Raw genomic sequence first — 23,997 nt, forward strand, 5'->3', positions numbered from 1 at the left:
AGACAGGTCCCGGTCGTGCGCCCCGGTCGCCGTCCTCACGATTCGCCCCGGTAAAGCCGGTGGTGGACCTCGCTGGCCGTCTTCTGGGAGAACGCGCTGGCGGCGAAACCCGCACGTACCTCGGCCCGCCGATCGCCACCGTCGCTGGCGCGGACACAGGCGGCGACGACGTCGGCCCACACGGCGTCGGCCTGGTCCAGTCCGACAGCATTGACACCAGGCACCTGTTCGGCGATGAAGCGAACGCCGGGGAGGTCGGAGGCCACGACGGGGGTCCCCACCGCGAGCGACTCGAGGACGACACCCGGGAGTCCCTCACGGATGCTGGGAAGGATGACGACGTCTGCCTGTCGCATCAACGAGTGCGCGTCACGACGCGACCCGAGATGGTGGACCCGGCCCTCCAGCCCGGCCCTGTCGGTGGCCGCGGCGACGTCGGCGGAGTCGACACCCTCGCCTCCGACGAAGGCGAGGTGCACGTCGTGCCCGGTGTCTTGCAGCGCTGCCACAACCGACACGGCGCGAGTTCGGTTCTTCTCGGGGCTGGGCCGACCGACGTGCAGGATGACCGTCGGCTCGGGACCGATCCCCAGCTCGGACCTGAGGTCAGTGCCCTGCTCGTCCGACACCCGCACGCCGTTGACGATGACCCGAGCGCGGCGGTCAGCCTCCCAAGCACCTGAGTAGCCGTCGCGGAGCGCTGAGGGGCTGACGCCCACGATCGCCGTCGCGCACGAGTGGATGAGGGCGCGCATCACCCGCCGCTGCAGCCGTCGGCGCACGGTGTTCGCGTGCCCGTCGCCGTCACTGCGGAAGTGGGCGATGCGCACCGGCACGCGGGCAAGAGCGGCTCCGAGAAGCAACGCGCCCGAGAAGGTGGCTACGTGGCTGTCGACGACGTCCGGCTGCAGCCGGCGCAGCAGGCGCAGATACCCCACCGGGAACTTCGGGCCCAGTCGCACTGGATGCACGTGGCCGCCGAGACTCTCGATCTCGTCGGCGAGTACGCCACGGCGCCCCGACAGCGTCAGGAAGTGGAACTCGACGCCTTCCGGCGCCAAGTCTCGAACGAGGTCGAGGGTTCGCATCTCGGCACCGCCGACATCCATGGCCCCGAAAACGTGAAGCACGGTGGTCATGAGCGGTCCTCCAGAAGCTGTGTCACGGCTGCCACGAACTCGTCGTCACCCCGCGCGGCGGCGTGCCGCAGCTGTGCCGCTCGTGCGATGTTGTCGGCGCTGAGCTCGCTCCACCGCGTTTGCGGCGAAAGCAGTAGCCCGAGCCCTGTCGCGAGGTCGGCGATGTCTTTGGGGCGGCGAACCCACGGCGCGCCGAGCAGCTCGGAGACACCGCCGACGTCGGTCGCCACCGTCGGCAGTCCTGCCGACATCGCCTCAACGAGTGCCCGGGGCATTCCTTCGGTCCACGACGCCAGAGCGAACGCATCGGCGTCCGCATAGGCATCTCGCAAAGCCTGCCCGGAAAGGTGGCCCAAGAACTCCACGCCGCCTCGCGGCGCGACCTGGGACTCGATCGAGGCACGCAGCCTTCCCGTGCCGGCTACGCGCAGTGTGAGGTCCCCGCCGGCGTCACGAACGCGCGCGACAGCGTCGACGAGGTCGGGCACACCCTTGTAGGGCTGGTCCATGCTCGCAACGGTCAGGAGCCGAACAGGGCCGTCCGGTCGGCGCCGCGGCTGGGTCGCGACGTCGCCGCAACGCACGTCGGACGCGGCGACACTCCGGGTTCGCGGGCCGGCCGGGTACACGCCCTGGAGCGCGTGTGTGGTCACGTAGCGAGCAACATCCGCTCGCCGAGCCAACCAACGGCTGCCACGGTGCAGAACCGATCGGGCCATCACACCCCGCCACCCCGGCACGACATCGGGACCAACCGACTGGGCCGCGTTACCGACCACGATGACGACGAGCCGGCGGCGGCGCAGCCGGGCGGTAGCGCCTCCGACGACCCCCAGCAGGCCGGGTAGGTAGACGACGACCACCTCGTGTCGTCCCACCTGCCGCCACACGCCGCGAATCAGTGAGATCAGGGAGGCAGGACCCGACCACGGCAGGGCCGCTCCGTGTGCGCCTTGCAGGAGGGGTACACCAGACTCCGGCGCCTTGGTCAGGTCTGTGCGCCCCACCCTGGCCACCAGAGTGCACGGCACCTTGGCCGCCAGCGATTCGAGCGCACCGAGCTGTGTCCGGCCGAGGATCTCTCCGTTGGGAGCCAGGGAGCACTGCTGCTCGGTCAGGACCGCAACGGCCGGACGGTCAGGCAAGGACCTGCTCCACCACTCGGGCCGCGCACTGGTCGAGGTCGAAGTGCTGGCGCATGTGCTCCCGGGCGAGAGGGCCGCGTCGTGCCAACGCGCCCGTTTCCTTCTCGGCCGCGGCTTCGGACAGGGCCGCAGCGAGCACGTCTACCTCACCCACGGGGACAACCCAACCGCTGCCCGGCAGAACTGCCTCGGGCAACGCTCCCGCGCTCGACACGATCGAGGGAACCTCCATCGCGCTGGCCTCGAGCGCCGCTCCGTGGTTCTCGGACAGGGACGGCGAGATGGAGACATCGGCCCATTCGTAGTACGGCCGGACGTCCTCGACCTTCTCGACCCACTCGATCGTCGGGTCGTCCGCCACCTGGTACTTCTGGAGAAGTCTCTGACGGTGCTCCTCGCCTGCCTCGTCGAAGCCGGACCCGACGAGCAACAAGCGCGACTCCGGGTGGTCGAGTCGGAACGTGCTCCAGGCCTCGAGCAGCACGTCGTGCCCCTTGATCCCGACCCCGGGAAAAACTGCGGACTTGGGCGCGTAGACGTAGGCGACCATCACCGCGCGCAGTCCACTGCCCGTCGCGACCAGGGACGCCGCATCGGGTCGTGAGCCGGCAGCGACCGAGAGCGCGAACCGAGACAGATCGACGCCGTACGGCACGGCGACCACTCTGGCAGCGGGCATGCCGAGGTCGCGGTAGAGGCGCGCCGTGTACTCCGACCCTGCGATGAGCATGCTGTCGAGTCGCATGAGGAGACGTTCAACGGTCCGGATCGCCCGGCTCTCCAGATAGAGCGGGCCCGCGACCATGTGGACGCGACGAATGCCGGAGCCGAGGGTGGTCAGCCGCGCAGCCAGCGCGCTGGCGTACAGGTGGTAGAACACGACGTCCGGCCGAGTACTGCGAATGACTCGACGAAGCCGGACCAGCCCCGACAAGGTTGCGAGGCGAGGACCGAAGGTGAAGTCGAAGGGAGACTCCACGACGCTGATGTCCGCGGCATCCAGGGCCCGTCGCAGTCGTCCGTCCCCGGCCGGGATCACGGCCGTCACCTCGGCGCCGGCCGCCCGAAGGGCGGACAGCTGCGGGACCGCCCACATCCCGCCCTCGTTGGTCTTGAGCACGAGGGTCACACGGGTCACGAGGTGGTCCTGTCGCGGAGGGGCCGGTCGAGCAGGGGCATCGTGACATGCTCGGGGGCCGAGATGCCCTGACGGCCGACAACCGAGCCGATCGTCCGTCCGATGATCCAGAGGTCGAGCCACAACGACTGGGCCTCGACGTACTCGACGTCGAGGCGCAGCCGGTCGTCCCAGGCGATCGCGTTGCGACCTGAGACCTGCGCCAGCCCGGTGATGCCGGGGCGCACGTCGTGACGACGCAGCTCGATGGCGGTGTAGAGCGGCAGGTAGCTCATGAGCAGTGGCCGAGGCCCGACGATCGACATGTCGCCGCGCACGACGTTCCAGAGGGTCGGCAGCTCGTCGAGGCTCGTGGCCCTCAAGAATCGCCCGAGATCGGTCATCCGATTGGCGTCGTCGACGAGGCCGAGCTCGGGGTTGACGTGGAGCATGGTGCGGAACTTCACGAGGGTGAAGGGGCGCCCGTCGCGGCCCGGCCGCTCCTGACGGAACAGGACCGGGGAGCCGAGTCGGCGTCGGACGACGAGCGCGACGACCGCCTGGACCGGCAGCGACAGGACGAGCAGGGGTACCGCGACGAGCAGGTCGAGGGCGCGCTTGAGGAGGCGACGCCTCACCGGCCCTCCAGGTGCGCCGTCACGGCGTCGATGACGCGCAGGACGTCGGCGTCGGTGAGCCCGACGCCCGAGGGCAGCGTGACGCCGCGCTCGAAGAGCCGCTCCGACGCCCCGGTGAGAAAGGCGCGCTGGTCGCGGTGCAGAGGCTGCAGGTGCATCGGCTTCCACACGTGGCGGGCCTCGATGTCGGCGGCGTTGAGGGCCGTGACGATGCCGTCGGCGACGGTCTCGCCCTCCTCGCGCCGGGCGCCGGGACCGTCGACCGCGATCGTCGTGAGCCAGCAGTTGTCGTCGTCGTCGCGGTCCGCGCCGCTCCGGCCGAGGAGGCGGATGCCCGACACTCCCGACAGGTGCTTCTCGTAGAGGTCCCGGATCTCGCGGCGACGCGCGATCATGTCGTCGAGCCGCTCGAGCTGTCCGCGACCGAGCGCCGCGAGGATGTTGGACATCCGGTAGTTGAAACCCACCTCGCTGTGCTCGTACCAGGGCACCGGGTGGCGGGCCTGCGTCGACAGGTAGCGCGCCCGCGCCAGGACCTCCTCGTCGTCGCTGAGCAGCATCCCGCCGCCCGACGTCGTGAGGATCTTGTTCCCGTTGAAGGACAGTGCGGCGCTGCGCCCGAAGGAGCCCGCGCCCCGCCCGCCGTGGACGGCGCCGAGCGCCTCGGCTGCGTCCTCGACGAGGTGGACGTCGCGCTCGGCGAGCCCCGGCTCGAGCCGGTCGTAGTCGACGCAGCGGCCGAAGAGGTCGACGGCCAGCACCGCGGGCACCACCGCCCCCTCGGCACGGAGGGTGTCGACGGCCTCGAGGACGAGGTCGACGTCGAGGTTGCCGTCGGACTCCTGGGCGTCGACGAGCACGGGCTCGGCGCCGGTGTAGGCGATGGCGTTGACCGACGCGGCGAAGGTCATCGTCGAGACGGGCACGACGGTGCCCGGCCCGGCGCCGGCGTCGAGCAGCGCCAGGTGTAGGGCCGCGGTTCCGGAGGACAGCGCGAGGGCGCCGGCGACACCGCAGCGCGCCGCCACCTCCGCCTCGAACGCATCGACGTGCGGGCCGAGGGGTGCCACCCAGCCCGAGCGGAGCGCGTCGAGGACGTAGCGCTCCTCGGCCTCGCCGACATCGGCCTTCGACAGGTGAATTCGGGTCACGACTGGCTCACGCCCACTTCCGTGTCGGTGGCGAGTGCCTCGCCACGCATCCATTCGCGCCCCTCCTCCATGCCGATGAAGACGGCACCGAGAACGTCGTCCACCTGGATCGGGGGGACGTCGACGCTGTTGACGAGGGGGTGCCCGGTTCCGCGGCGCTCCTCGGTCGGGGAGAACAGCTCCTCGCCGAGCTTCTCCCCCGGGCGCAGGCCGGTGAAGACGATCTCGACGTCGCGGCGGCCACTCATCCGGATGAGGGTCTGGGCGACCTCGAGGATCTTCACCTGCTCGCCCATCTCGAGCACCATGACCTCGCCGTCGGTGCCGATGGAGGCGGCCTCGAGGACGAGCTGGCAGGCCTCGGGGATGAGCATGAAGTAGCGCTCGACCTCGGGGTGGGTCACCGTGACCGGGCCGCCCATCTCGATCTGCGCGGTGAAGGCGTGGACCACCGAGCCGCGCGAGCCGAGCACGTTGCCGAACCGCACCGACACGTAGCGCCCGTCGGCGCGGCGGGCGAAGTCTGCGGTGAGGCGCTCGGCGATGCGCTTGCTGTAACCGAGGACGCACGTGGGGTTGGCGGCCTTGTCGGTGGAGATGTTGATGAACGTCGAGACGCCGACGCGCTCGGCGGCGTCGAGGACGTTGAGGGTGCCGACGACGTTGCTCTTCCAGGCCTCGAGCGGGTGGGCCTCGAGGAGCGGCAGGTGCTTGAGCGCGGCGGCGTGGAAGACGACCTCGGGACGGGCCCGCTCGAAGGCCTCGGCGAGCGCGACGGTGTCGCGGATGTCGGCGAGGACGAGGTCGTCGGAGTCGAGGAGCCCGTTGCCGGTGAGGCTCATCTGCGTGGCCTGCAGGCCCGACTCGTCGCGGTCGAGCATGAAGAGGCGCAAGGGACCGAACTTGGCGATCTGTCGGCACAGCTCGGAGCCGATCGAGCCGCCGGCCCCGGTGACGAGGACCCGGCGGCCGGAGATCTGCTCGGCGATGGCCGTCGTGTCGAGCTCGACCGGGCGACGGCCCAGCAGGTCGGCGACGTCGAGGTCGCGCAGGTCGTGGGGGGTCGGACGCCCGCCGATGATGTCCTTGAGCGGGGGCAGGCTGACGACCTCGAGGCCGGCGTCGGCCGCGCGGAGCGCGAGGTCGCGCAGCGTCGAGGCCTCGGCGTTGGGCAGCGCGACGACCAGGGTGTCGGCGTCGAAGCGCTCGGCGACCTCGGCGAGGTCGGAGCGGGTGCCGCGCACCCGCACGCCCTCGAGGCGCAGCCGGTGCTTGCTCCTGTCGTCGTCGAGCAGCGCGACCGGCACGAACGGGGTGGACCCGTCGTACTTCATGCTGCGGATGAGGCGGCGCCCCGCCTCGCCGGCGCCGAAGACGATGGCGCGGCGCTCGGCCGCGGACTCCGCGGCGCGGTGGGAGCGCACAGTGCGCACGACGAAGCGCAGCGCGAACATGGCGGCCAGAGCCAGCGCCGCAGCCGTGAGCGGCACCCCGCGCGGGATGACGGCGGGCTCGACGAGCAGACCGGTGAGGAAGAGCATGGCGCCGACCACGGCGGTGGTCGCGGTCAGCTCGACGACCTCCTCGAACGAGCCGAGGACGTGGCTGATGGAGTACGGGCCGACGACGTAGCCCAGGACCAGCTGCCCGACCATCGCGGCAAGCGCGAACCAGGCGGCCCCGCGCACGAACGGGTTGTCGAGGCTGAGGCTGAAGTCCAGTCGGATCCACAGGGCCGCGTAGATCATGACGACCCAGACGAGGGCGTCGACCCCTGCCCAGCCGAGACGAACCCAGCGGGCCCTTCGAGTCTTCGCCTTCACCGTCTCATCACCCTGTGTACCCCTGGTTCCCTGCTGACCCCGAACGCGCCGCGGACCCGGGTTCTCGAGCCACCCCCGACCGGCCGTGGAGACAGAAGGTGCAAAAGGGGTAATCGGCGCGAGCCCATGCTACCTGCGTGAACGCGGCCAACCGCGCATTTGATTGCCTACTTCACTATCTGGACACCGCACGGACCGCAACCCGAAACCTGGCTTCTTCCCCCTCTCGCGGGAGGGGTCACGAGGTCCCCCGCCACGGGAGGCCCGAGCACTACGCTGCGAGGCACCGGCACCAGCCCGGGGTCCACGCGTCGACGTCCGCCGGAGGAGCACGATGTACACCCCCAAGATGAGCTCGCGCCTCGCCGTCGAGGCCCTCGGAACCTTCTGGCTCGTGTTCATCGGCTGCGGGTCGGCGATCTTCAACGGCAAGTTCGTGCGCCAGGACCTCAGCGACTCCGCCCCGGTGCAGCTCGGCATCGGCCACCTCGGCATCGCCATCGCCTTCGGCCTCGCGGTGACGACGATGGCCTACGCGGTCGGGCACGTGTCGGGCGCGCACTTCAACCCGGCGGTGACCATCGGGATCGCGATCGCGCGGCGCTTCGAGTGGCGAGAGGTGCCGCTCTACCTCGTGGCGCAGGTCGTCGGAGGCCTGCTGGCCGGGGCCGCCCTCACGGGCCTGTGGACCTCGCAGGGCCTGCCCGCCACCGGCAACCTCGCGGCCAACGGCTGGGGAGCCCACTCCCCCGGCGGTTTCGGGCTCGGCGCGGTGCTCGTCGTCGAGGCGCTCGTCACCGCATTCTTCGTCTACATCATCCTCGGGGCGACCAAGGCGGACGCCCCGAAGGGCTTCGCGCCGCTCGCCATCGGGTTCGGCCTGCTGCTCGCCCACCTCGTCGCGATCCCGGTCAGCAACGCCTCGATCAACCCGGCCCGCTCCACGGCCGTCGCGTTCTTCAACGGCAACGACGCCCCGGCCCAGCTCTGGGCGTTCTGGGTCGCGCCCATCGTCGGTGGCCTCATCGCCGGCGCCACGTACGCCTGGATCACCGGCGAGGACAGGGCCGACCTCGACATCGACGGCTCGACCGACGACGTCGACAACGCGGCCCGCGACGCCGAGGGACGCCCGGTCCTCGACTAGCGGGTCCGGGGCCGGGAAGCGGTGGTTCAGCCATGGGCTTCACCGGGAATTTCTGAAGTACATGCCTTCATGGTTGCGATATGAAGTTATGCTCTTCATATGGCAGCACTGAAGGCTGAGGCTTCACCCGTCGTCCTCATCGGCGACATCGTCGACTCCCGGCTCCACGCCGACCGCCAGCGGCTGCACGACGCGCTCGAGGCGGCCATCGACGAGGTCAACACGGCCCTGACGCCGCTCGACCCCCTCGTCATCACGCTCGGCGACGAGTTCCAGGGCGTGTTCGCCACCCTCGGGGACGCCCTCGCCGCCAGCTTCCGCGTCCGAGCCCACCTGCACCCCGACGCGGACGTCCGCTTCGGCGTCGGGCGGGGCGAGGTCTCGACGCTCGACCCGGTGCGCGGCGTCCACGACGGCCCCGGCTACTGGGCCGCGCGCGACGCCATCGTCGAGGTCGAGGAGCGCGCCACCCGGCCACGCTCGCGGACGGCGCGCACCGGCTACTCCCCCGACGCGTCCGGCGCCTCGGGATCGCACGACACGGCCACGACCCTGCGCGTCGCGCTCGACTGTCTGGACTTCATGGTTGGGTCGATGTCGACGACGACCCGCGACATCCTCGGAGGACTCATGGACGGCCGGAGCCAGCACGACGTTGCGACGCGGCTCGGCGTCAGTGCGTCCGCGGTGTCGCAGCGGGTGCGGCGCGACGGCGTCGGGGTGGCCCTCGACGCCATGGCGGCCCTCGGGCGGCTCCCGTGACGTGGCTGTCGGTCGTCCTCGTCGGGCTCGGGGTCGCCGACCTCGTCCGCTCCTCGTCCTGGCGCCGGTCGCGCCTCGTCGCGCACGTGGCCGCCCCGGCGGCGGTGGCCGCGCTCGCGCTGGTCGCCGGCCTGAGGTCTTGGCCAGACGTCCTCGCGCTCGGACTCGCGCTGGTGGGCTGCGCGGCGTGGATGGAGCTGTCCCGCCATGCCCAGCGCACCGGCCGCCGCGCGCTCGAGGCCCTGACCGCCTTCGCGGTGGTCGTCGTCGGCCTGCTCCTGTTCTCGGGCGCGGCGAGCGCGCCGGGCGGTGCCCTCGCGACGTGGCTGCACTGGGCCGACCTCCCCGGCGGCACGTCGCACTCGCCCGAACGCGTCCTGCTCGTCGCGGGGCTCGTGGCCTTCAACATCGCCACGGCCAACGTCATCGTCCGCCTCATCCTGCTGACGATCGGCGCCCTGCGTCCCGACCAGATCGCGGCGCCCCCCGTCCCCGACCCCGCCGACCGACTCAAGGGCGGACGCCTGCTCGGGCCCATGGAGCGGCTCGTCATCCTCGGCCTGGGCCTGGCCGGCGAGCTCGGCGCGGCCGGCTTCGTCATCGCGGCCAAGGGACTGCTCCGCTTCCCCGAGGTGCAGGCCGCGGCGCGCAGCGGGTCCCAGGGCGGGTCCGGCAGCTACAGCGGTGGCCCGGCGGGCATCGACGACGTCACCGAGTACTTCCTCGTCGGCAGCTTCGTCAGCTGGATCCTCGCCCTCGCCACGCTCGCGCTCGGCCGCTGAGCGCGTCCCGACGCCCCGGCGATCCCGGCCGAGCCCGACGCCCCGGGGTGACCAAGGCCGCACCCGGGCGGCGCAGGGCGGCCCCACGCTCGCTGGTAGCGTCGGAGCGTCCACGCGCCAGACCGATGTGAAGGGCCATCCCCGTGAGCACTACCCCCGTCAAGGTCGCCGTCACCGGCGCCGCCGGCCAGATCGGCTACAGCCTCCTGTTCCGCATCGCCAGCGGTGCGCTGCTCGGGCCCGACACCCCCGTGGAGCTGCGTCTCCTCGAGATCACCCCGGCGCTCAAGGCGCTCGAGGGCGTCGTCATGGAGCTCGACGACTGCGCCTTCCCGACCCTCGCCGGCGTCCAGATCGGCGACGACGCCACGAAGGTCTTCGACGGCGTCAACCACGCCCTCCTCGTCGGCGCCCGCCCGCGCGGTCCGGGCATGGAGCGCGGCGACCTGCTCGAGGCCAACGGCGGCATCTTCGCCCCGCAGGGCAAGGCCCTCAACGAGGTCGCGGCCGACGACATCCGCGTCACCGTCACCGGCAACCCGGCCAACACCAACGCGCTGATCGCCATGAGCAACGCCCCCGACATCCCCACCGAGCGCTTCTCGGCCCTGACGCGTCTGGACCACAACCGCGCGATCAGCCAGCTCGCCGCCAAGCTCGGCGTGCCGGTCACCGAGATCAAGAAGATGACGATCTGGGGCAACCACTCGGCGACGCAGTACCCCGACCTCTTCCACGCCGAGGTCTCCGGCAGGAACGCCGCCGAGACGGTCGGCGACCAGGACTGGCTCGCCGGCACCTTCATCCCGACCGTCGCCAAGCGCGGCGCGGCGATCATCGAGGCGCGCGGCGCCTCCTCGGCCGCCTCCGCGGCGTCGGCCACGATCGACCACGCCCGCACCTGGGTCGAGGGCACGGCCGACGGCGACTGGGTCTCCATGGCGGTCCGCTCCGACGGCTCCTACGGCGTCGAGGAGGGCCTCATCTCCTCGTTCCCCGTCACGGTCAAGGACGGCGCGTGGAGCATCGTCCAGGGCCTCGACATCGACGAGTTCTCGCGCGGCAAGATCGACGCCTCGGTGGCCGAGCTCGCCGAGGAGCGCGACGCGGTCAAGGGTCTCGGCCTCATCTGAGTCGGGCTTCCAACAGCCTCCGACGGGCGTCGGTCACCACGGGTGACCGGCGCCCGTTCGCATTCCCTTCGCCGAGAAGGCAACCCGACGCGTCGGGGCCGGGCACCACGAGTGCGCCCACGCGTCGGGGCCGAGGTCGACGACGACGCTCGGGTCAGCGGGAGGTGCGGTCGACCGACGTGCGGCTGGGGCCCTCCGACCCGACGTTGACCGTGGCCGAGGCGATGAGCACCCCGATGCCGAGGACGAGCAGGATGACGACGTCGAGGGCCCGCGAGCGAACGTTGAGGCCGCCGGCCTTGCGAGCGGGTCGGGCGATCAGGCGGATGACGGCGCCGATGCCGAACGCCGCCGCCATGATCCGGCCGCCCCACCGGACGTCGTAGAAGCCCATCGTCAGCACACCGATCGCCGCGAGGCCCGCGACGAGGTACCACCAGCTGAGGACGACGAACCCGCTACCCCGCCACTGCATCGACGCTGCTCAGGCGCGCGCGCCGGCGACCGACGCCTCGGCGGCCGCCACGATGTTGCTCAGCAGCAGGGCCCGGGTCATCGGGCCGACACCACCGGGGTTGGGGCTGACCCAGCCGGCCACCTCGGCGACCTCGGGGGCGACGTCGCCGGCGACCTTGCCGTCGACCCGGCTGACGCCCACGTCGAGCACCGCGGCGCCGGGCTTGACCATCTCGGCGGTGACGATGCCGGGCACGCCGGCCGCGGCGATGACGATGTCGGCCTGGCGCACCTCGGCGGCGAGGTCCTTGGTGCCGGTGTGGCACAGGGTGACGGTGGCGTTCTCGCTCTTGCGCGTCAGGATGAGGCCGAGCGGGCGGCCGACCGTCAGGCCGCGCCCGACGACGACGACCTTCGCGCCGGCGATCGGCACGTCGTGGCGGCGCAGCAGCTCGATGCAGCCCATCGGGGTGCAGGGCAGCGGCGCGGGCTTGCCGAGGACGAGCCAGCCGAGGTTGGTCGGGTGCAGGCCGTCGACGTCCTTGCGGGGGTCGACGCGCGAAAGCAGCGCCATCTCGTCGAGGCCGGTGGGCTGCTGGACGAGGAATCCCGTGCAGGCGGGGTCGGCGTTGAGCTCGTCGATGACGGCCTCGACCTCGGCCTGGGTGGCGGTGGCGGGCAGGTCGCGGCGGATGCTCGTGATGCCGATCTCGGCGCAGTCCTTGTGCTTGGCGTTGACGTACCAGTGGCTGCCCGGGTCGTCGCCCACGAGGACGGTGCCGAGCCCGGGGACGACCCCCTGCTCGGCGAGCCGCGCCACCCGCGCGGCCAGCTCGGCCTTGATCGTCTTGAGGGTCGCCTTGCCGTCGAGGATGCGTGCCGTCACGGGTGACATCCTGCCACGGCCCGCAACGGGGACCGCGGCCGCTCCGGCCGCGCCCCGACCGCGCCCCGACGCGTTCGGACCTCCGGTCAGCCGGCGAGGTCGTCGAGCGGGACGTCCGGGTCGGCGAGCCGGTCGCGGTCGACGACGATGCGTTCGCGCACGAGCTTCTGCACGGCGTCGATGGTGTCCCAGACGTTGACGTGCATGCCCGCGAGCACGCGCACGCCCTCCCCCTCGGGGACGACCCAGAACGCCATGAACTCGTTGGTGTCGGGCTTGCCGCGCAGGAGGACCTCGGCGCCGGAGTCGCGCGGCACGTACCCGGCGTACTCGAGCCCGACGTCGTACTGGTCGGAGAAGAAGAACGGGATCGGATCGTAGGTCTGCTCCCCGGTGGCCATCGACCGGCCCGCTGCGAGGCCGCCGTCGTTGGCGTTGGCCCAGTGCTCGACGCGGACGTTGGTCCCGAGCGTCGTGCTGCGCCAGCTCGCGACGTCACCGGCAGCCCAGACGCCGTCAGCCGAGGTGCGGAGGGCGGCGTCGGTGACGATGCCGTTGTCGACCTCGATGCCGGCGCCCTCGGCCAGCCCGGTGTTGGGGGTGATGCCGACGCCGACGACGACGGCGTCGGCGGGGATCCGGTCGCCGGTGCTCGTGACGACGGCTTCGACACGCCCGTCGCCCTCGAGCCGGTCGACGCCCTCGCCGAAACGGAACTCGACACCGTGACCGCGGTGCAGGTCGGCGAACCAGCCACCGACGGTGTCGCCCATGACGGCGTTGAGCGGGGTCGGCTGCGGCTCGACGACGGTGACCGACGCGCCGGCCTCGGCGGCAGCGGCGGCGACCTCGAGGCCGATCCAGCCGGCCCCGACGATGACGATGCGGGCGTCCTTGCCCAGCTGGGCCTTGAGGGCCTCCGACTCCTGCATCTCGCGCAGGTAGAGCACGCCGTCGAGGTCGGCGCCGGGCGCCTTGAGGGCCCTGGCCGAGGAGCCGGTGGCGAGGAGCAGCTTGTCGTACCGGAGGACCGTGCCGTCACGGAGCGTCACGGTGCGCGCGGCGGTGTCGAGCGAGGTGGCCGGGTTGCCGAGCCGCAGGTCGACGCCCTGCTCGGCGTACCACGCCTCGTCGTGGGGGTAGGCGGACTCGGGCTCGTCCTCGCCCTTGAGCACGCCCTTGGACAGCGGCGGCCGCTCGTACGGGAGGCGGTCCTCCTCGGTGACGAGGACGATGCCACCCTTCTCGTCGGTCTCGCGGATGCCTTCGACGGCCTTGGCGGCGGCGAGGCCACCGCCGACGATGACGTAGGTGGCGTGCTCGTCCTGCGGTGTCGTCGCGTCGCTCATGCTGGCCTCATACCCTCGCGGCTGCCCTCGCTCATGGGCCCACCCAAACACGCCGAGGCTGCGGCGTCGAGGGCCCGGACCGCGGCGGGTGGGGCGCCCCGGTCACGGATCCGAAGCAATTTCACGCAAACGGCACGGAACGAGGAATTTTCCTGCCTATGGTGAGGCCCACCACCCAGAGGGAGTCGCGGTCCCCCGCGGCCGGTGCCGGTGCCGACAGCCACCGGCGGCCGCATCGCGACCCCCTCACACCGGCCGCGGTGGTCAGCCCACCGCTCCCGTCGCGGCCACGACCCGGACCGCGGCAGGCAGGGGAAGCCACGGCACGGGCACGAGGGCCCGCCCCACCTCCCAGGGGCGGGCCCTGCTGTGCGACCAGCCGGTTGGGACAGGCCGGTCGGGACCGGTGACGGCGAGGCGGGCCGCCAGGCGTCAGGAGGTCCAGGCCCGCCAGAGGGCCGCGTACTCGCCGTCGAGCGCCACGAGCTCCTCGTGGCTGCCGAGCTCGACGACCCGGCCGTCGATGACGACGGCGATGCGGTCGGCGTCGTGGGCGGTGTGCAGGCGGTGCGCGATCGCCACGACGGTGCGCCCGGTGAGCAGGGCGTTCATCGACCCCTCGAGGTGGCGGGCCGTGCGCGGGTCGATGAGCGAGGTGGCCTCGTCGAGGACGATGGTGTGCGGGTCGGCCAGGATGAGCCGGGCGAGCGCGACCTGCTGGGCCTGCCCCGGCGTCAGGGCCTGGTGGCCCGACCCCAGCTTGGTGTCGAGGCCCTCCGGCAGGCGCTCGACCCAGTCGAGGGCGTCGACCGCCTGCAGCGCCTCGCGGACCGCGCCGTCGCCCGCGCCCTCACGGGCCAGCACGACGTTGTCGCGGACCGACCCGATGAAGACGTGGTGCTCCTGGGTGACGAGGGCGACCTCGGTGCGCAGCACGTCGAGCGGCAGCTCGACGAGCTCGACGCCACCGACGGTGACCGACCCGGTGCGCGGCCCGTGGATGCCCGAGAGCAGGCGCCCCAGCGTCGACTTGCCCGAGCCGCTCGGCCCGACGATGGCGAGCCGCTCGCCGGTGGCCATCGTGAGGTCGATGCCGTGCAGCACGTCGTGGCCGGCGCGGTAGGCGTAGCGCAGGTCGCGGCCCGCGAGGTCGGGGCCGGCGGGGCGGGCCTGCCCGGGCGTGCGGTCGGGCGGCACCGTGGCGATGCCGAGCAGGCGCGTGGTGGAGGCGATGCCCACCTGCACGCGGTCGACGGTGTGCACGAGCATGTCGAACGGGCCCCAGAGCGCCTCGGCGTAGAGGATCGCCGTGGTGATCTGCCCGAGCGTGGCCCAGCCCTGGGCGAACCCGATGGCGCCGAGGAGCAGCACGAGCACGCGCGGCAGGCTGAAGGCGACGTCCATGACGACGAAGAGCAGGTTGCGCAGCGTCATCGTGTAGCGCTCGGCCTGGCCGGACACCTCGATGTCGTCGTCACCGCGGCGCAGCCGGTGCCGCGCAAGGCCGAGCGCCTCGACGGTGCGCGCGCCCTCGACCGTCTCGGTGAGGGTCGTGTTGATGCGCGAGTAGGTGCCGCCCTCGGTGAGGTAGCCCTTCGGCGCCCGCTGCAGGTAGCGGCGCACCTGGATCATCGCGAGGAGCATGAGCACGATCGAGGGCAGCGAGAGCCACAGCGAGTTCGTCGTCATCGCGACGAGGGTCAGCACGACGGTGATGCTCGCGAAGATCGACTGCGGCAGCGCCCACCGCACGCTCTCGCTCATCGTGCCGACGTCGCGGGTGACGCGGGTGACGAGGTCGCCGGTGCTCGCGCTCTCGACGCGCGAGAGGGGCAGGCGCAGGATCGCCCGGACGACGTACTCGCGGGCCGTGGCGAGCACGCCCTGGCCCAGGTAGGTGGCCGACAGCTGGGCGGCGAAGGTGAACAGGCCCTGCACGACGACGAGCCCGGCGACGACGAGGGCCGACGAGGTGGCGCCCGCCATGGCGGCGTCGACGCGCCCGGCCTGGACGTCGGCGACCGTGGAGTCGACGAGCCGGCCGAGCAGCCGTGGCACGAGCAGGCCGGCGCCGGCGGCGAGGGCGTTGGCGACGATGACGAGGGCCACCAGCGCCTTCTCGTCGGACAGCAGGCCCCCGATGAAGCGCACGACGTCGCGGTTGGTGGCAATCGGCAGGCCGGTGCGGGCGTTCATCGTGTCGGCCACGAACTCCTGGGCCCGACGCTCGCGCAGCAGGTGCCGACGCCGCAGCGCCGCGAGCCGCTCACCCACCGAGGCCGACGCCGGTGGGCGCAGCTCCTCGGGCACCGCGGGCGCCTCGTGGGCGGCGTCCCACGTGCGCGCCGACTCGGACGCGAGGTACTCGGGCAGCAGGTCGCTGAGCGCGGCAGCGGACGGCGTCGTGGTCGCGTTCATCGCACCTCCTCCGGGTCGGTCGCACGCAGGTCGGCGGGCAGGGGCTCGCTGCGGGCAGGGTCGGTCAGGGCAGCGTTCGGGCCCGTGGCACCGACGCCCGGTGCGTCGTCGCGGGCGAGCACCGAGTGGTCGGTCTCGCCGCGGGCCACGACCGCGCGGTAGGCGTCGGAGCGGGCGAGCAGGTCGACGTGGCGGCCGCGCTCGGTGGCGTGGCCGTCCTCGAGCAGGACGATGTCGTCGGCGTGGTGCAGCAGCAGCGGCGAGGCGGTCATGACGATCGTCGTGCGCCCGGCGCGGTGGGCCCCGAGGCGTTCGGCGATGCGTGCCTCGGTGTGGGCGTCGACGGCCGAGGTGGGCTCGACGAGGACGAGCACCTCCGGGTCGGCCGCGAGGGCGCGCATGAGGACGAGCCGCTGTCGCTGGCCGCCGGACAAGCCGCGGCCACGCTCCTCCAGCTCGCCCTGCCAGCCGCCGGGAAGCGCGTCGAAGACGTCCTCGGCCGACGCCGTGTGGAGGGCACGCTCGGCGTCCTCGCGGGTGAGCCGGCCGAGCGGGTCGACGGCACGGCGCAGCGTGCCGGCGAACACCTGCGGCGCCGTGTCGCTGACGAGGATGGCGTCGCGGACGTCGTCGAGCTCGACGCTCGAGAGGTCGACGCCACCGACGCTGACGCCCCAGGGGCGTCGCGCCTGCTCCTCGTCGCGCTCCGCCTGGGCCTCGCGGGCCTTGGTGCGAATGGACCGCTCGCGCTTGGCCGCCCGGCCCTTGAGCTCTTCGGGGATCTCGTCGCTGACGAGTGCGCCCTCGTCGCGGGGCAGGTAGCGGCCGATGCGGTCGGCGAGCGCCGCGGACTCGTCGGGGACGGCGCACACGACCATGGTGAGGCGGCCCGGCTCGAACGAGGCACCGGAGCGCTCGTCGACGATCGCCGCCTCGCGGGGCAGGGCCTGCGGTGCCTCGGGGTGGACCCACGGCGGACGCTGGCCGAGCACCGCCACCGCCTTGCGCGCCGACACGACCGAGCGGGTCCACTTCTGGGCGAACTCGACGAAGGTGCGCATCGGCTGGATGAGGAACAGGCCGTAGCCGAGGAAGCTGACGAGCTGGCCCACCGTGAGCCTGCCCTGGGCGACCTCGCGCGTGCCGACCCACATGAGCGCCACGACGAAGCCACCGGACAGCAGCACGCCGACCGACTCGACGGCCGCGAGCCAGCGACCGGCGGCCACGCCCGAGTGGCGCACCCGCTGCGACTGGGCCGCGTAGTTGCCGCCGAAGGTGTCCTCGCCGCCGATGCCACGCAGGATGCGCAGGCCGGCGACGATGTCGGTGGCCATCGAGGTGAGCTCGGAGTTGCGCGAGCGCTCGACGCCCTGCCAGCGCTGCATCGGGCGCAGCAGCGGCGAGCCGAGGACGACGAGCAGCGGGGCGGACACGAGGACGAGCACGCCCATCCGCACCGACGTCGTCAGCACGATGCCGGCCACGACGAGGTAGGCCGCCAGCTGCGAGAAGGCGCGCGTCGTGATCTCCATGAGCGCGCCGAACTGGTCGCCGTCGCTGCCCGAGACCGACAGCACCTCGCCGGTGGGCGTCCGGCGGGTGAGCACGTGGCCCAGCTGAAGGGCCTTGCGCGTGACGAGCTTGGTCGTGCCGTAGAGGGCGATGAGCCACTCCCGCACGATGAACGTGTGGAAGACGATGCCGCTGCTCGCGCCGACGAGGGTGACCACGGCGAGCGCGAGCACCCATCGCAGCGTCGTGCTGCTGTCACCGGCCACGATCCCGGCGTCGATGGCCCGCCCGACCATCCACGGGCCGACGGTCTGCGGGACCATCCACACGAGGGCGGTGACCAGACCGGCGACGAAGAGCACGCCGTTCTGCCGCACCATCCACCAGAGGAAGCGGCGCGGGTTGCGGGTGTCGGGCTCGGGGGCCCCGCGCTCGGTGTAGGCGCGGGTCGGGGGCGGGAAGTCTCGCATGGCCCGTCCACCCTAGGCCGGACGACCGACACCGCCCCACCGGTTTTTCCGCGTCCCGGTGGGTCGGTGTCGGAGGCCCCCGTCGGGGGCCGGTCCCTGGTCGGTCAGTGGGTGGGTCGACAGCCGCTCACGGAGTCGGGTCCGCCAGTGCGGCGGAGCGGATGTCGCTGTTGCCGAAGGTCGCCGGGCACGAGCCGATGACGTCCGGAGCGCTGACCGGCGAGCTCGTGTAGAGCGACGCACGGTACGCGTCGACGGCCGGGCAGTCGGCGGCGTCGCGGGTGTCGTTCCACACGCCGACGACGCCGGTGCGCGTCGCCGCGGCGTAGACGTAGTCGCCGAGGAACTCGTCGGTCAGGGAGTTGGACGAGGAGCCGCGGGGGTCACCCACGGTGCCGCGGTGCATCGAGGTGAACCCGGTGAGGGCTCCGCCGACGACGTCGGAGTGCAGCACCTCGCCGACGAGGCCGCGGGGAGCCGTCGTGTTGTCCTGGTAGACCGTCGTGAAGGAGTTGACGACGACGTACACGTCGGTGCCGTTCGGCGAGATCGCCGGCGCAGAGTAGACCGGCCGGTCGCCGGAGGTCAGGGACACCGCCGTCGGTCCGGTCCACGACGCGCCACCGTTGCGCGACGTCGCGACCATGAGCCGCTCGTGGTTCAGACCGTTGGCGCCGTCGGACCACGTCATGACGATCTGGTTCGTGGCGTCAGAGCCCGTGGGGGCGCCGTTCGCGATGTCGACACCCGGAGCGGGTGCGAGGTCGACGCGAGCGCCACCGAGGCCGTCCATGACCGGGCGACCCTGGACGGGGTCGATCACGCCCGGCGGGACGACGCTGGTGATGAGCGTCGGGCCGGTGAAGTGCGCGCCGGCGTCGGTCGAGCGGTACATCATCTCGTAGCTCGTGCCGCCACGGACGCCGACGCCGAAGACGTACACCGTGCCGTGGCTGTCGGTGCGGACGGTGCAGCCGTCGGGCTGGCCGCTGATGCCGTTGTCCGTGGCCGGGCCGACCTGCTTCGAGGTCCAGGTGATGCCGCCGTCGGTCGACCGCGCCACGATGAGCGGGGTCGGCAGGGCGTGGCCCTTCTCCTGGCTGCGGAAGGAGGCCCAGCAGACGTAGGTCGTGCCGAAGTGCGGGCTGCTCGACGCGTTGTCGGCCCAGATCTGCTCCTTGTCGGAGAACGTCGTCGAGGACTGCTTCGAGACGAGGACCGGTGCGGACCACGCCGCGTTGTGCCCTGCGGTCGCACCCGTGAGGTCGTCGGTGTGCGAGACGGCGATGGCTTCGAAGCCCTTGAACGTCTGGTCCTGCCTGGTCGCGCCGAAGTTCGCGGTCAGGTTGGCGTAGTAGAGCCTCGAGCCGTTGGCCCACGAGAAGTGCCCGGACGCGTCGGGCCGTGGACCGAAGGCCAGGCCCGGGTCACCGTCGGAGACCAGGCCCGCCTCGTAGTACCGGGGCAGCGTGCCGATCGGGCCCACGTGGGGCTGGCACGCGGCGGGGCCGAGGCAGTCACGGGCGCTCCAGCCCGTGTACGTCGGCTGGGTCCAGGACGTGCCCCCGGTGGAGGACAGGTAGATGCCGGACACCCCGACGCCGGCGGTGAAGGGACACGTGTTCGGTGCACCGGCGGCGCACGACTCCATGTCGATCTCCTCGTTGGCGCCGGCAGCCACCACCGAGGGGGCGTGGGCGTCGATGGCGACGGCGGGCTCGTTCTGCTTGTTCTGCGAGAAGGGAGTGACCGGGCTGCCGTTCGTCACGAGGACGTCCGACGGCACGGCTGCCGCGACAGCGGTACCCAACAAGGCGGTGGCCAGGGATACCAGGGCAGCGGTCACGATGCGTGGTCGACGCATGACTGCTCCGTTCGACGGTCGGGAAGAGGTGAACGGTCGTCGCGTCGGCGCCCGAGGCGGCCACCCTCCAGAGTGCCCCGGCCGGACGCGTCCGACAAGACGTCCGGCCGGGTCGGTCCCCGATGTCCGGAAGGCCGGTCACGTCATGACGTGACCGGCCTTCCGCGAGAGCTGGACCTCGGCTCAGCCGGCTGCCCCGGCGAGGGCCTCGAGGGCCTGGGTGAAGCACTGCTCTGGCGGGGTCACGAGGCCGGCGCCGACCTGCCCGGTGCCGGCCACGCGTCCGGCCATGCCGGTGTTGATCTGCGGCAGGATGCCGGTGCGCGCCACGGCGGCGACGTCGATGCCCGTGGGGGTGCCCCGGAACTCGAGGATCGGCACCTGGAAGGCCTGGTGCTCCCCCACGGTGATCTCGTACATCGTCTGCGTGGCCCGCAGTGCGAACGGCACGTCGCCACCGACGAACTTGACGATGGCTGGGGCCGCCGCCATGGCGAACCCGCCGATGCCGGCGGTCTCGGTGATGGCCGAGTCGCCGATGTCGGGGTTGGCGTCGTCCGGGCCGTACGAACCGAGGAAGAGGCCCTCGGGCGTGTTGGCCGGACCGGTGAACCAGGCGTCGCCGGTGCCCGACACGCGGATACCGAAGTCGGTGCCGTTGCGGGCCATCGTGGTCACGACGCTCGCTCCCGGGATGCCGTGCGCCGCAAGGGTGCTCAGCTTGCACGCCGGCATGCCGAGGTTGAGGAAGAAGTGCTCGTTGGCACCGGAGAACCGCACCGCCTCGGCGATGTCGGCCGACGACGCGTCGGCGGTGATCATGGTGGGCAGCAGCTCGCGCAGCAGCATGAGGGAGCCGGCGCGGTTGCGGTTGTGGCCCTCGTCGCCCATCTGGAGCATCTGGGCGATGACCGCCTTGATGTCGACGGGGCCCGACGCGTCGACGCGGGCACGCACCGCCTGCTGGAGGATCGGGCCGAGCACGGAGTTCATCCAGTGCAGCCGGTCGATGACCTCGGGCCCGTACGCGCCGTACCGCAGCACCTTGCCGAGACCCTCGTTGAGCGAGCACCACGACGTGTTGTCGTGCACGTCGTCGTGCAGCTCGTAGAGCCACATCGACGGGCTGACGACGCCGGCCATCGGGCCGACGGCGTCGCGGTGGTGGCACGGCTCGAGGGTGATGCCGTCGCCCTTCTCGAGCCTGGCCTCCGCCTCCTCGGCGGTGTCGGCCAGCCCCTCGAAGAGCATCGCGCCGATGAGCGCGCCCTTGAGCGGCCCTGAGGCGCGGGCGAACTCGATCGGCGGACCGGCGTGCAGGAAGGTGCCGCGCTCGAGCCCCAGCGCCTCCGACGCGGGCTGGACGTCGACGAGGTCGGCGCCGGCGGCGACCATGCGACGCAGCGCCTCGGCGTTCGCGGCGTCGCGACGCGGGTCGGCCAGCACGGTGGCCAGGTGGCCCTCCGTGCCCGGCAGCGGCGGCTGCCACGCGGCCTCCGTGACGCGGACCGCCTGGGACCGCAGCGACTCGGTCAGAAGCGGGATGCCGGCGGTCGCGACCGTGACGTCGGCGTCGAGGAGCCCGTGCAGCGGGGCCGCCGGGCCTTCCGACGCTGACGTCGCCGAGCTCGTCGACGTCTCGGAGGTCGCGGCGGCCTCGGACGCCTGCGGCGCGTCGGGCACGTCGCGGCCCAGGAGCCGCACGGCCTCACGCGTGGCGGCCGCGTTGGACAGCAGCACCGTCGCGCCGGCCTCGACGAGCGCCTCCACCGAGGCCTCGAGCCCCTGCGGGTCGGACGCCGTGCCGGTGACCGACACGACGACGGGCAGGGTGCGGCCGGCCTCGGCTGCGATCGCGCGCGCGGCGCGCACGGCGTCGGCGAGCTCGGGGGCCGGGTCGGCGTGGGCGCCGTGGCCGAGGACGAGGTCGAGGAGCAGGACGCCGCACGTCGGGTCGGCGGCCTCGGTGGCGATGCGCTGCAGCCGCAGGGACGGGTCGATCATCGGGTGGGCCCGGCCGCGGGTGAGGGTGTCGTCGCCGAAGTCGACGACGACGTGGCCGGGGTCGCGGAGGTCGGCGCCGAGGGCGAGGTCGGGGCGCAGCGGGATGTTCGAGCGGATGTCACCGAGCGCGGCGCCCGCCACGAGCATCGCCTCGTCGGCGAGCGTGCCGCCGCAGAAGAGGCCGCGGAGGGCGGCGCCCGACGCCTTCTCGTGAGACGAGACGCCCTGCCACACGGGCCATCCGGGCTGCGCGCCGCCGGCCGCGGCGACCACGGCCTCGACCGAGGCGGTGAGGTCGGGGCGTCCCTCCCCCAGCGTGGCCCAGTGCACGGGCTTGCCCAGCCCCGCGGCGAAGGTCTCCAGGTCGGCGAGCACCTCGGCGGCCGGAGGCTTGGACACGACGACGATGCGGTCGGTGGCCGGGTCGGCCGCGAGCGCGGCGAGGGCCTGACGCGTCGAGCGGCCACCCACGGCCGCCGACACGTCACGACCGCCGACCCCGAGGCAGTGGCTGATGCCGACGCCGGCGGCGTCGAGCAGGCACATGACCTGCTGGGCTCCGGTGCCCGAGGCCGCGACGAGCCCGATGGACCCTGGGCGCACGACGTTGGCGAAGCCGAGCGCGACGCCGCCGACCACCGCGGTGCCGCAGTCCGGGCCCATGACGAGCACGTCGGCCTCGGCGGCGGCGTCCTTGAGCCGGACCTCGTCCTCGACGGGGACGTTGTCGGAGAAAACCATGACCGAGACCCCGGAGCGCACGGCGTCGAACGCCTCCACGGTGGCGTTGGCCCCCGGCACGCTGACGAGCGCGAGGTCGGCGCCCGACGCCGCGATGGCACCACCGAGGGTGCGTCGCGCCGGCGCCTCGCCGAACCCGCCCCCGCCTGACGACGCGGAGCGCAACCCCGCGAGGGCGTCGTCGACCGCGGCACGCGCGGCGACCACGCCGTCGTCGGTGCCGCGCACGGCGACGACGAGGTCGTTCGGCGACGCGTCCGGCACCTCGAAGCCCATGCCTCGGATGACCTCGAGGTTGAGGTCGGTGGCCATGGCGACCTGGGCCGCCTCGACGCCGTCGGTGGCCGCGACGGTGCGCGAGACCTGCATGAGGCTGACGGAGTCGTGGTAGGCGCCGGTGCGAAGCTCGACGTGCTCAGGCACTGCGGGATCCCTTCTCGGTGGGGTCGTTTCGATGGGTGTGGTCCGAAAGTGTCTGGTGGCGAGGCGGATCGCTCGCATCGAGCGCGAGCAGCGCTCCGGCCAGGCCCGACACGAGGTCGTGCCCCGACGAGTGCCCGATGGCCAGGACCGGCGCGAGCAGGTCGGTGACGGCCGCGGCCACGGCGGGCGCCGGGCCGGTGTCGGCGGCCGAGCTCGCGGCGCCGGGCCCTGCCTGGAGGGCGGTGACGAGGCGGGCGACCTCAGGCACGGCGTAGCCGTCGCCGGCTGCCACGAGCAGTGCCGCGGACAGGCTCGTCGTGCGGCCCAGCGCAGACCGCACGGCGGTGCGCACCCTCGACAGGGCACGCCCGGCGGCCGCCCCGGCGTCCGAACCGGTGCTCGAACCGGCGACGAGCGCGAGGAGGGCGCCGCACAGGGCATCGTCCCCGCTCGGCGTCAGGCCTCGGCCGGCCCCCACGAGGCCGTGCACGCCGCTCTCGACGGGCCGCCCGGCGAGAGCGTCCGCGACGAGCTCGGCGACGAGCTCGCCGAGGACGCCGGGCTCGGGCAGCAGCCGGGCCGCCCCGACGCGTCGCGCCCCGGCGCGAACTCGCGCAGGGCGGGCCAGGCGCGAGGCGACGACCTCCGCGTGCGGTAGCCGCACGCGTCCGGCCCCCACGAGCACCGTGTCGCCCGCGGCGACGCCCCAGCGGACCGTCGAGGAGGGCTCGGCGAGGCGCAGGCCGATGGGCAGCGCGAGCGCGTCGGAGGCGAGCACGGCCAGGACGTCGGCGTGGGCGCCGAGGCCGAGGTAGAGGCAGGTGGGGAACGCCGCGAGCACCGGGCAGGGCCGCACGGCACCGGCCACCGTCCCGGCGACGAGAGGCGAGACCGCGGCGGGCACGAGCACGTCCGAAGGGTCCGCCACCGCCTCCACCGCCCTCTCGTGCGCTCGATCCTGACGCGACGCTACCGAGGCTCGCTAGGGTGGGCTCATGGTGAAAGTTGCCAACGATCCGGCCCTCCACGACGGT

Annotated in this window: 18 protein-coding genes; 4 read left to right on the plus strand and 14 right to left on the minus strand. The window is 72.8% G+C overall.

What is annotated here, in order from left to right; translation table 11 throughout:
• Positions 1-35 precede the first annotated feature (35 nt).
• From BIV28_RS10160 to BIV28_RS10185, 6 genes are read right to left on the minus strand one after another with little or no spacing between them, the layout of a single operon-like run.
• Entirely contained in the window at positions 36-1,139 is a 1,104-nt protein-coding gene (locus tag BIV28_RS10160) for a glycosyltransferase (RefSeq protein WP_076261534.1), read from the minus strand.
• On the minus strand, positions 1,136-2,284 hold the full coding sequence (locus tag BIV28_RS10165; RefSeq protein ID WP_207555905.1) for a glycosyltransferase family 4 protein: 1,149 nt from the start codon (positions 2,282-2,284) through the stop codon (positions 1,136-1,138). Before BIV28_RS10165 ends, BIV28_RS10160 begins: the two co-directional genes overlap by 4 nt.
• On the minus strand, positions 2,277-3,422 hold the full coding sequence (locus BIV28_RS10170; protein WP_076261538.1) for a glycosyltransferase: 1,146 nt from the start codon (positions 3,420-3,422) through the stop codon (positions 2,277-2,279). The genes BIV28_RS10165 and BIV28_RS10170 overlap by 8 nt, the downstream gene beginning before the upstream one ends.
• A complete protein-coding gene (locus BIV28_RS10175; RefSeq protein WP_076261540.1) occupies positions 3,419-4,039 on the minus strand; it encodes a sugar transferase in 621 nt (206 codons plus the stop codon). Before BIV28_RS10175 ends, BIV28_RS10170 begins: the two co-directional genes overlap by 4 nt.
• A complete protein-coding gene (locus tag BIV28_RS10180; RefSeq protein ID WP_242652886.1) occupies positions 4,036-5,190 on the minus strand; it encodes a DegT/DnrJ/EryC1/StrS family aminotransferase in 1,155 nt (384 codons plus the stop codon). The genes BIV28_RS10175 and BIV28_RS10180 overlap by 4 nt, the downstream gene beginning before the upstream one ends.
• The gene (locus BIV28_RS10185; RefSeq protein WP_341350215.1) at positions 5,187-7,013 is read right to left on the minus strand and encodes a polysaccharide biosynthesis protein; all 1,827 of its coding nucleotides are present in this window, start codon (positions 7,011-7,013) and stop codon (positions 5,187-5,189) included. The genes BIV28_RS10180 and BIV28_RS10185 overlap by 4 nt, the downstream gene beginning before the upstream one ends.
• A 334-nt stretch (positions 7,014-7,347) precedes the next feature.
• Here BIV28_RS10185 and aqpZ point away from each other — a divergent pair, with 334 nt between their 5' ends.
• The 4 genes from aqpZ to BIV28_RS10205 all read left to right on the plus strand — a co-directional run bounded on the left by aqpZ (position 7,348) and on the right by BIV28_RS10205 (position 10,837).
• Positions 7,348-8,160, plus strand: coding sequence for an aquaporin Z (gene aqpZ, locus BIV28_RS10190; protein WP_076261544.1), 813 nt, complete (start codon positions 7,348-7,350; stop codon positions 8,158-8,160).
• 99 nt (positions 8,161-8,259) lie between these two features.
• A complete protein-coding gene (locus tag BIV28_RS10195; RefSeq protein ID WP_076261546.1) occupies positions 8,260-8,922 on the plus strand; it encodes a SatD family protein in 663 nt (220 codons plus the stop codon).
• Positions 8,919-9,704 (plus strand): hypothetical protein, encoded by a 786-nt coding sequence (locus BIV28_RS10200; protein ID WP_076261548.1) that lies wholly within the window; start codon positions 8,919-8,921, stop codon positions 9,702-9,704. The genes BIV28_RS10195 and BIV28_RS10200 overlap by 4 nt, the downstream gene beginning before the upstream one ends.
• Before the next feature lie 143 nt (positions 9,705-9,847).
• Positions 9,848-10,837: a malate dehydrogenase gene (locus tag BIV28_RS10205; protein ID WP_076261549.1), complete on the plus strand. Its 990-nt coding sequence runs from the start codon at positions 9,848-9,850 to the stop codon at positions 10,835-10,837.
• Between the two features lie 154 nt (positions 10,838-10,991).
• Here BIV28_RS10205 and BIV28_RS10210 read toward each other — a convergent pair whose 3' ends face one another.
• From BIV28_RS10210 to BIV28_RS10245, 8 genes are all read right to left on the minus strand, one after another.
• Positions 10,992-11,312: a DUF3017 domain-containing protein gene (locus BIV28_RS10210; protein ID WP_076261551.1), complete on the minus strand. Its 321-nt coding sequence runs from the start codon at positions 11,310-11,312 to the stop codon at positions 10,992-10,994.
• A gap of 9 nt (positions 11,313-11,321) precedes the next feature.
• Positions 11,322-12,179, minus strand: a complete 858-nt coding sequence (locus BIV28_RS10215) for a bifunctional methylenetetrahydrofolate dehydrogenase/methenyltetrahydrofolate cyclohydrolase (RefSeq protein WP_076261552.1) — start codon at positions 12,177-12,179, stop codon at positions 11,322-11,324.
• Between the two features lie 86 nt (positions 12,180-12,265).
• The gene (locus tag BIV28_RS10220; protein WP_076261554.1) at positions 12,266-13,528 is read right to left on the minus strand and encodes an NAD(P)/FAD-dependent oxidoreductase; all 1,263 of its coding nucleotides are present in this window, start codon (positions 13,526-13,528) and stop codon (positions 12,266-12,268) included.
• Between the two features lie 432 nt (positions 13,529-13,960).
• Positions 13,961-15,946, minus strand: coding sequence for an ABC transporter ATP-binding protein (locus tag BIV28_RS10225; RefSeq protein WP_076261556.1), 1,986 nt, complete (start codon positions 15,944-15,946; stop codon positions 13,961-13,963).
• Positions 15,943-17,931: an ABC transporter ATP-binding protein gene (locus tag BIV28_RS10230; RefSeq protein ID WP_083707225.1), complete on the minus strand. Its 1,989-nt coding sequence runs from the start codon at positions 17,929-17,931 to the stop codon at positions 15,943-15,945. Before BIV28_RS10230 ends, BIV28_RS10225 begins: the two co-directional genes overlap by 4 nt.
• Before the next feature lie 127 nt (positions 17,932-18,058).
• On the minus strand, positions 18,059-19,795 hold the full coding sequence (locus BIV28_RS10235) for a sialidase family protein (protein ID WP_207555906.1): 1,737 nt from the start codon (positions 19,793-19,795) through the stop codon (positions 18,059-18,061).
• 183 nt (positions 19,796-19,978) lie between these two features.
• Positions 19,979-22,963 carry a bifunctional FdrA/YlbE family protein gene (locus tag BIV28_RS10240; RefSeq protein ID WP_076261559.1) on the minus strand — a complete coding sequence of 995 codons (2,985 nt, stop codon included), beginning with the start codon at positions 22,961-22,963 and terminating at the stop codon, positions 19,979-19,981.
• Positions 22,956-23,873, minus strand: a complete 918-nt coding sequence (locus BIV28_RS10245; protein WP_207555907.1) for an oxamate carbamoyltransferase subunit AllH family protein — start codon at positions 23,871-23,873, stop codon at positions 22,956-22,958. The genes BIV28_RS10240 and BIV28_RS10245 overlap by 8 nt, the downstream gene beginning before the upstream one ends.
• Positions 23,874-23,997: the final 124 nt, after the last annotated feature.

It is taken from the genome of Intrasporangium flavum (assembly GCF_001956915.1).
GTDB lineage: Bacteria > Actinomycetota > Actinomycetes > Actinomycetales > Dermatophilaceae > Monashia > Monashia flava.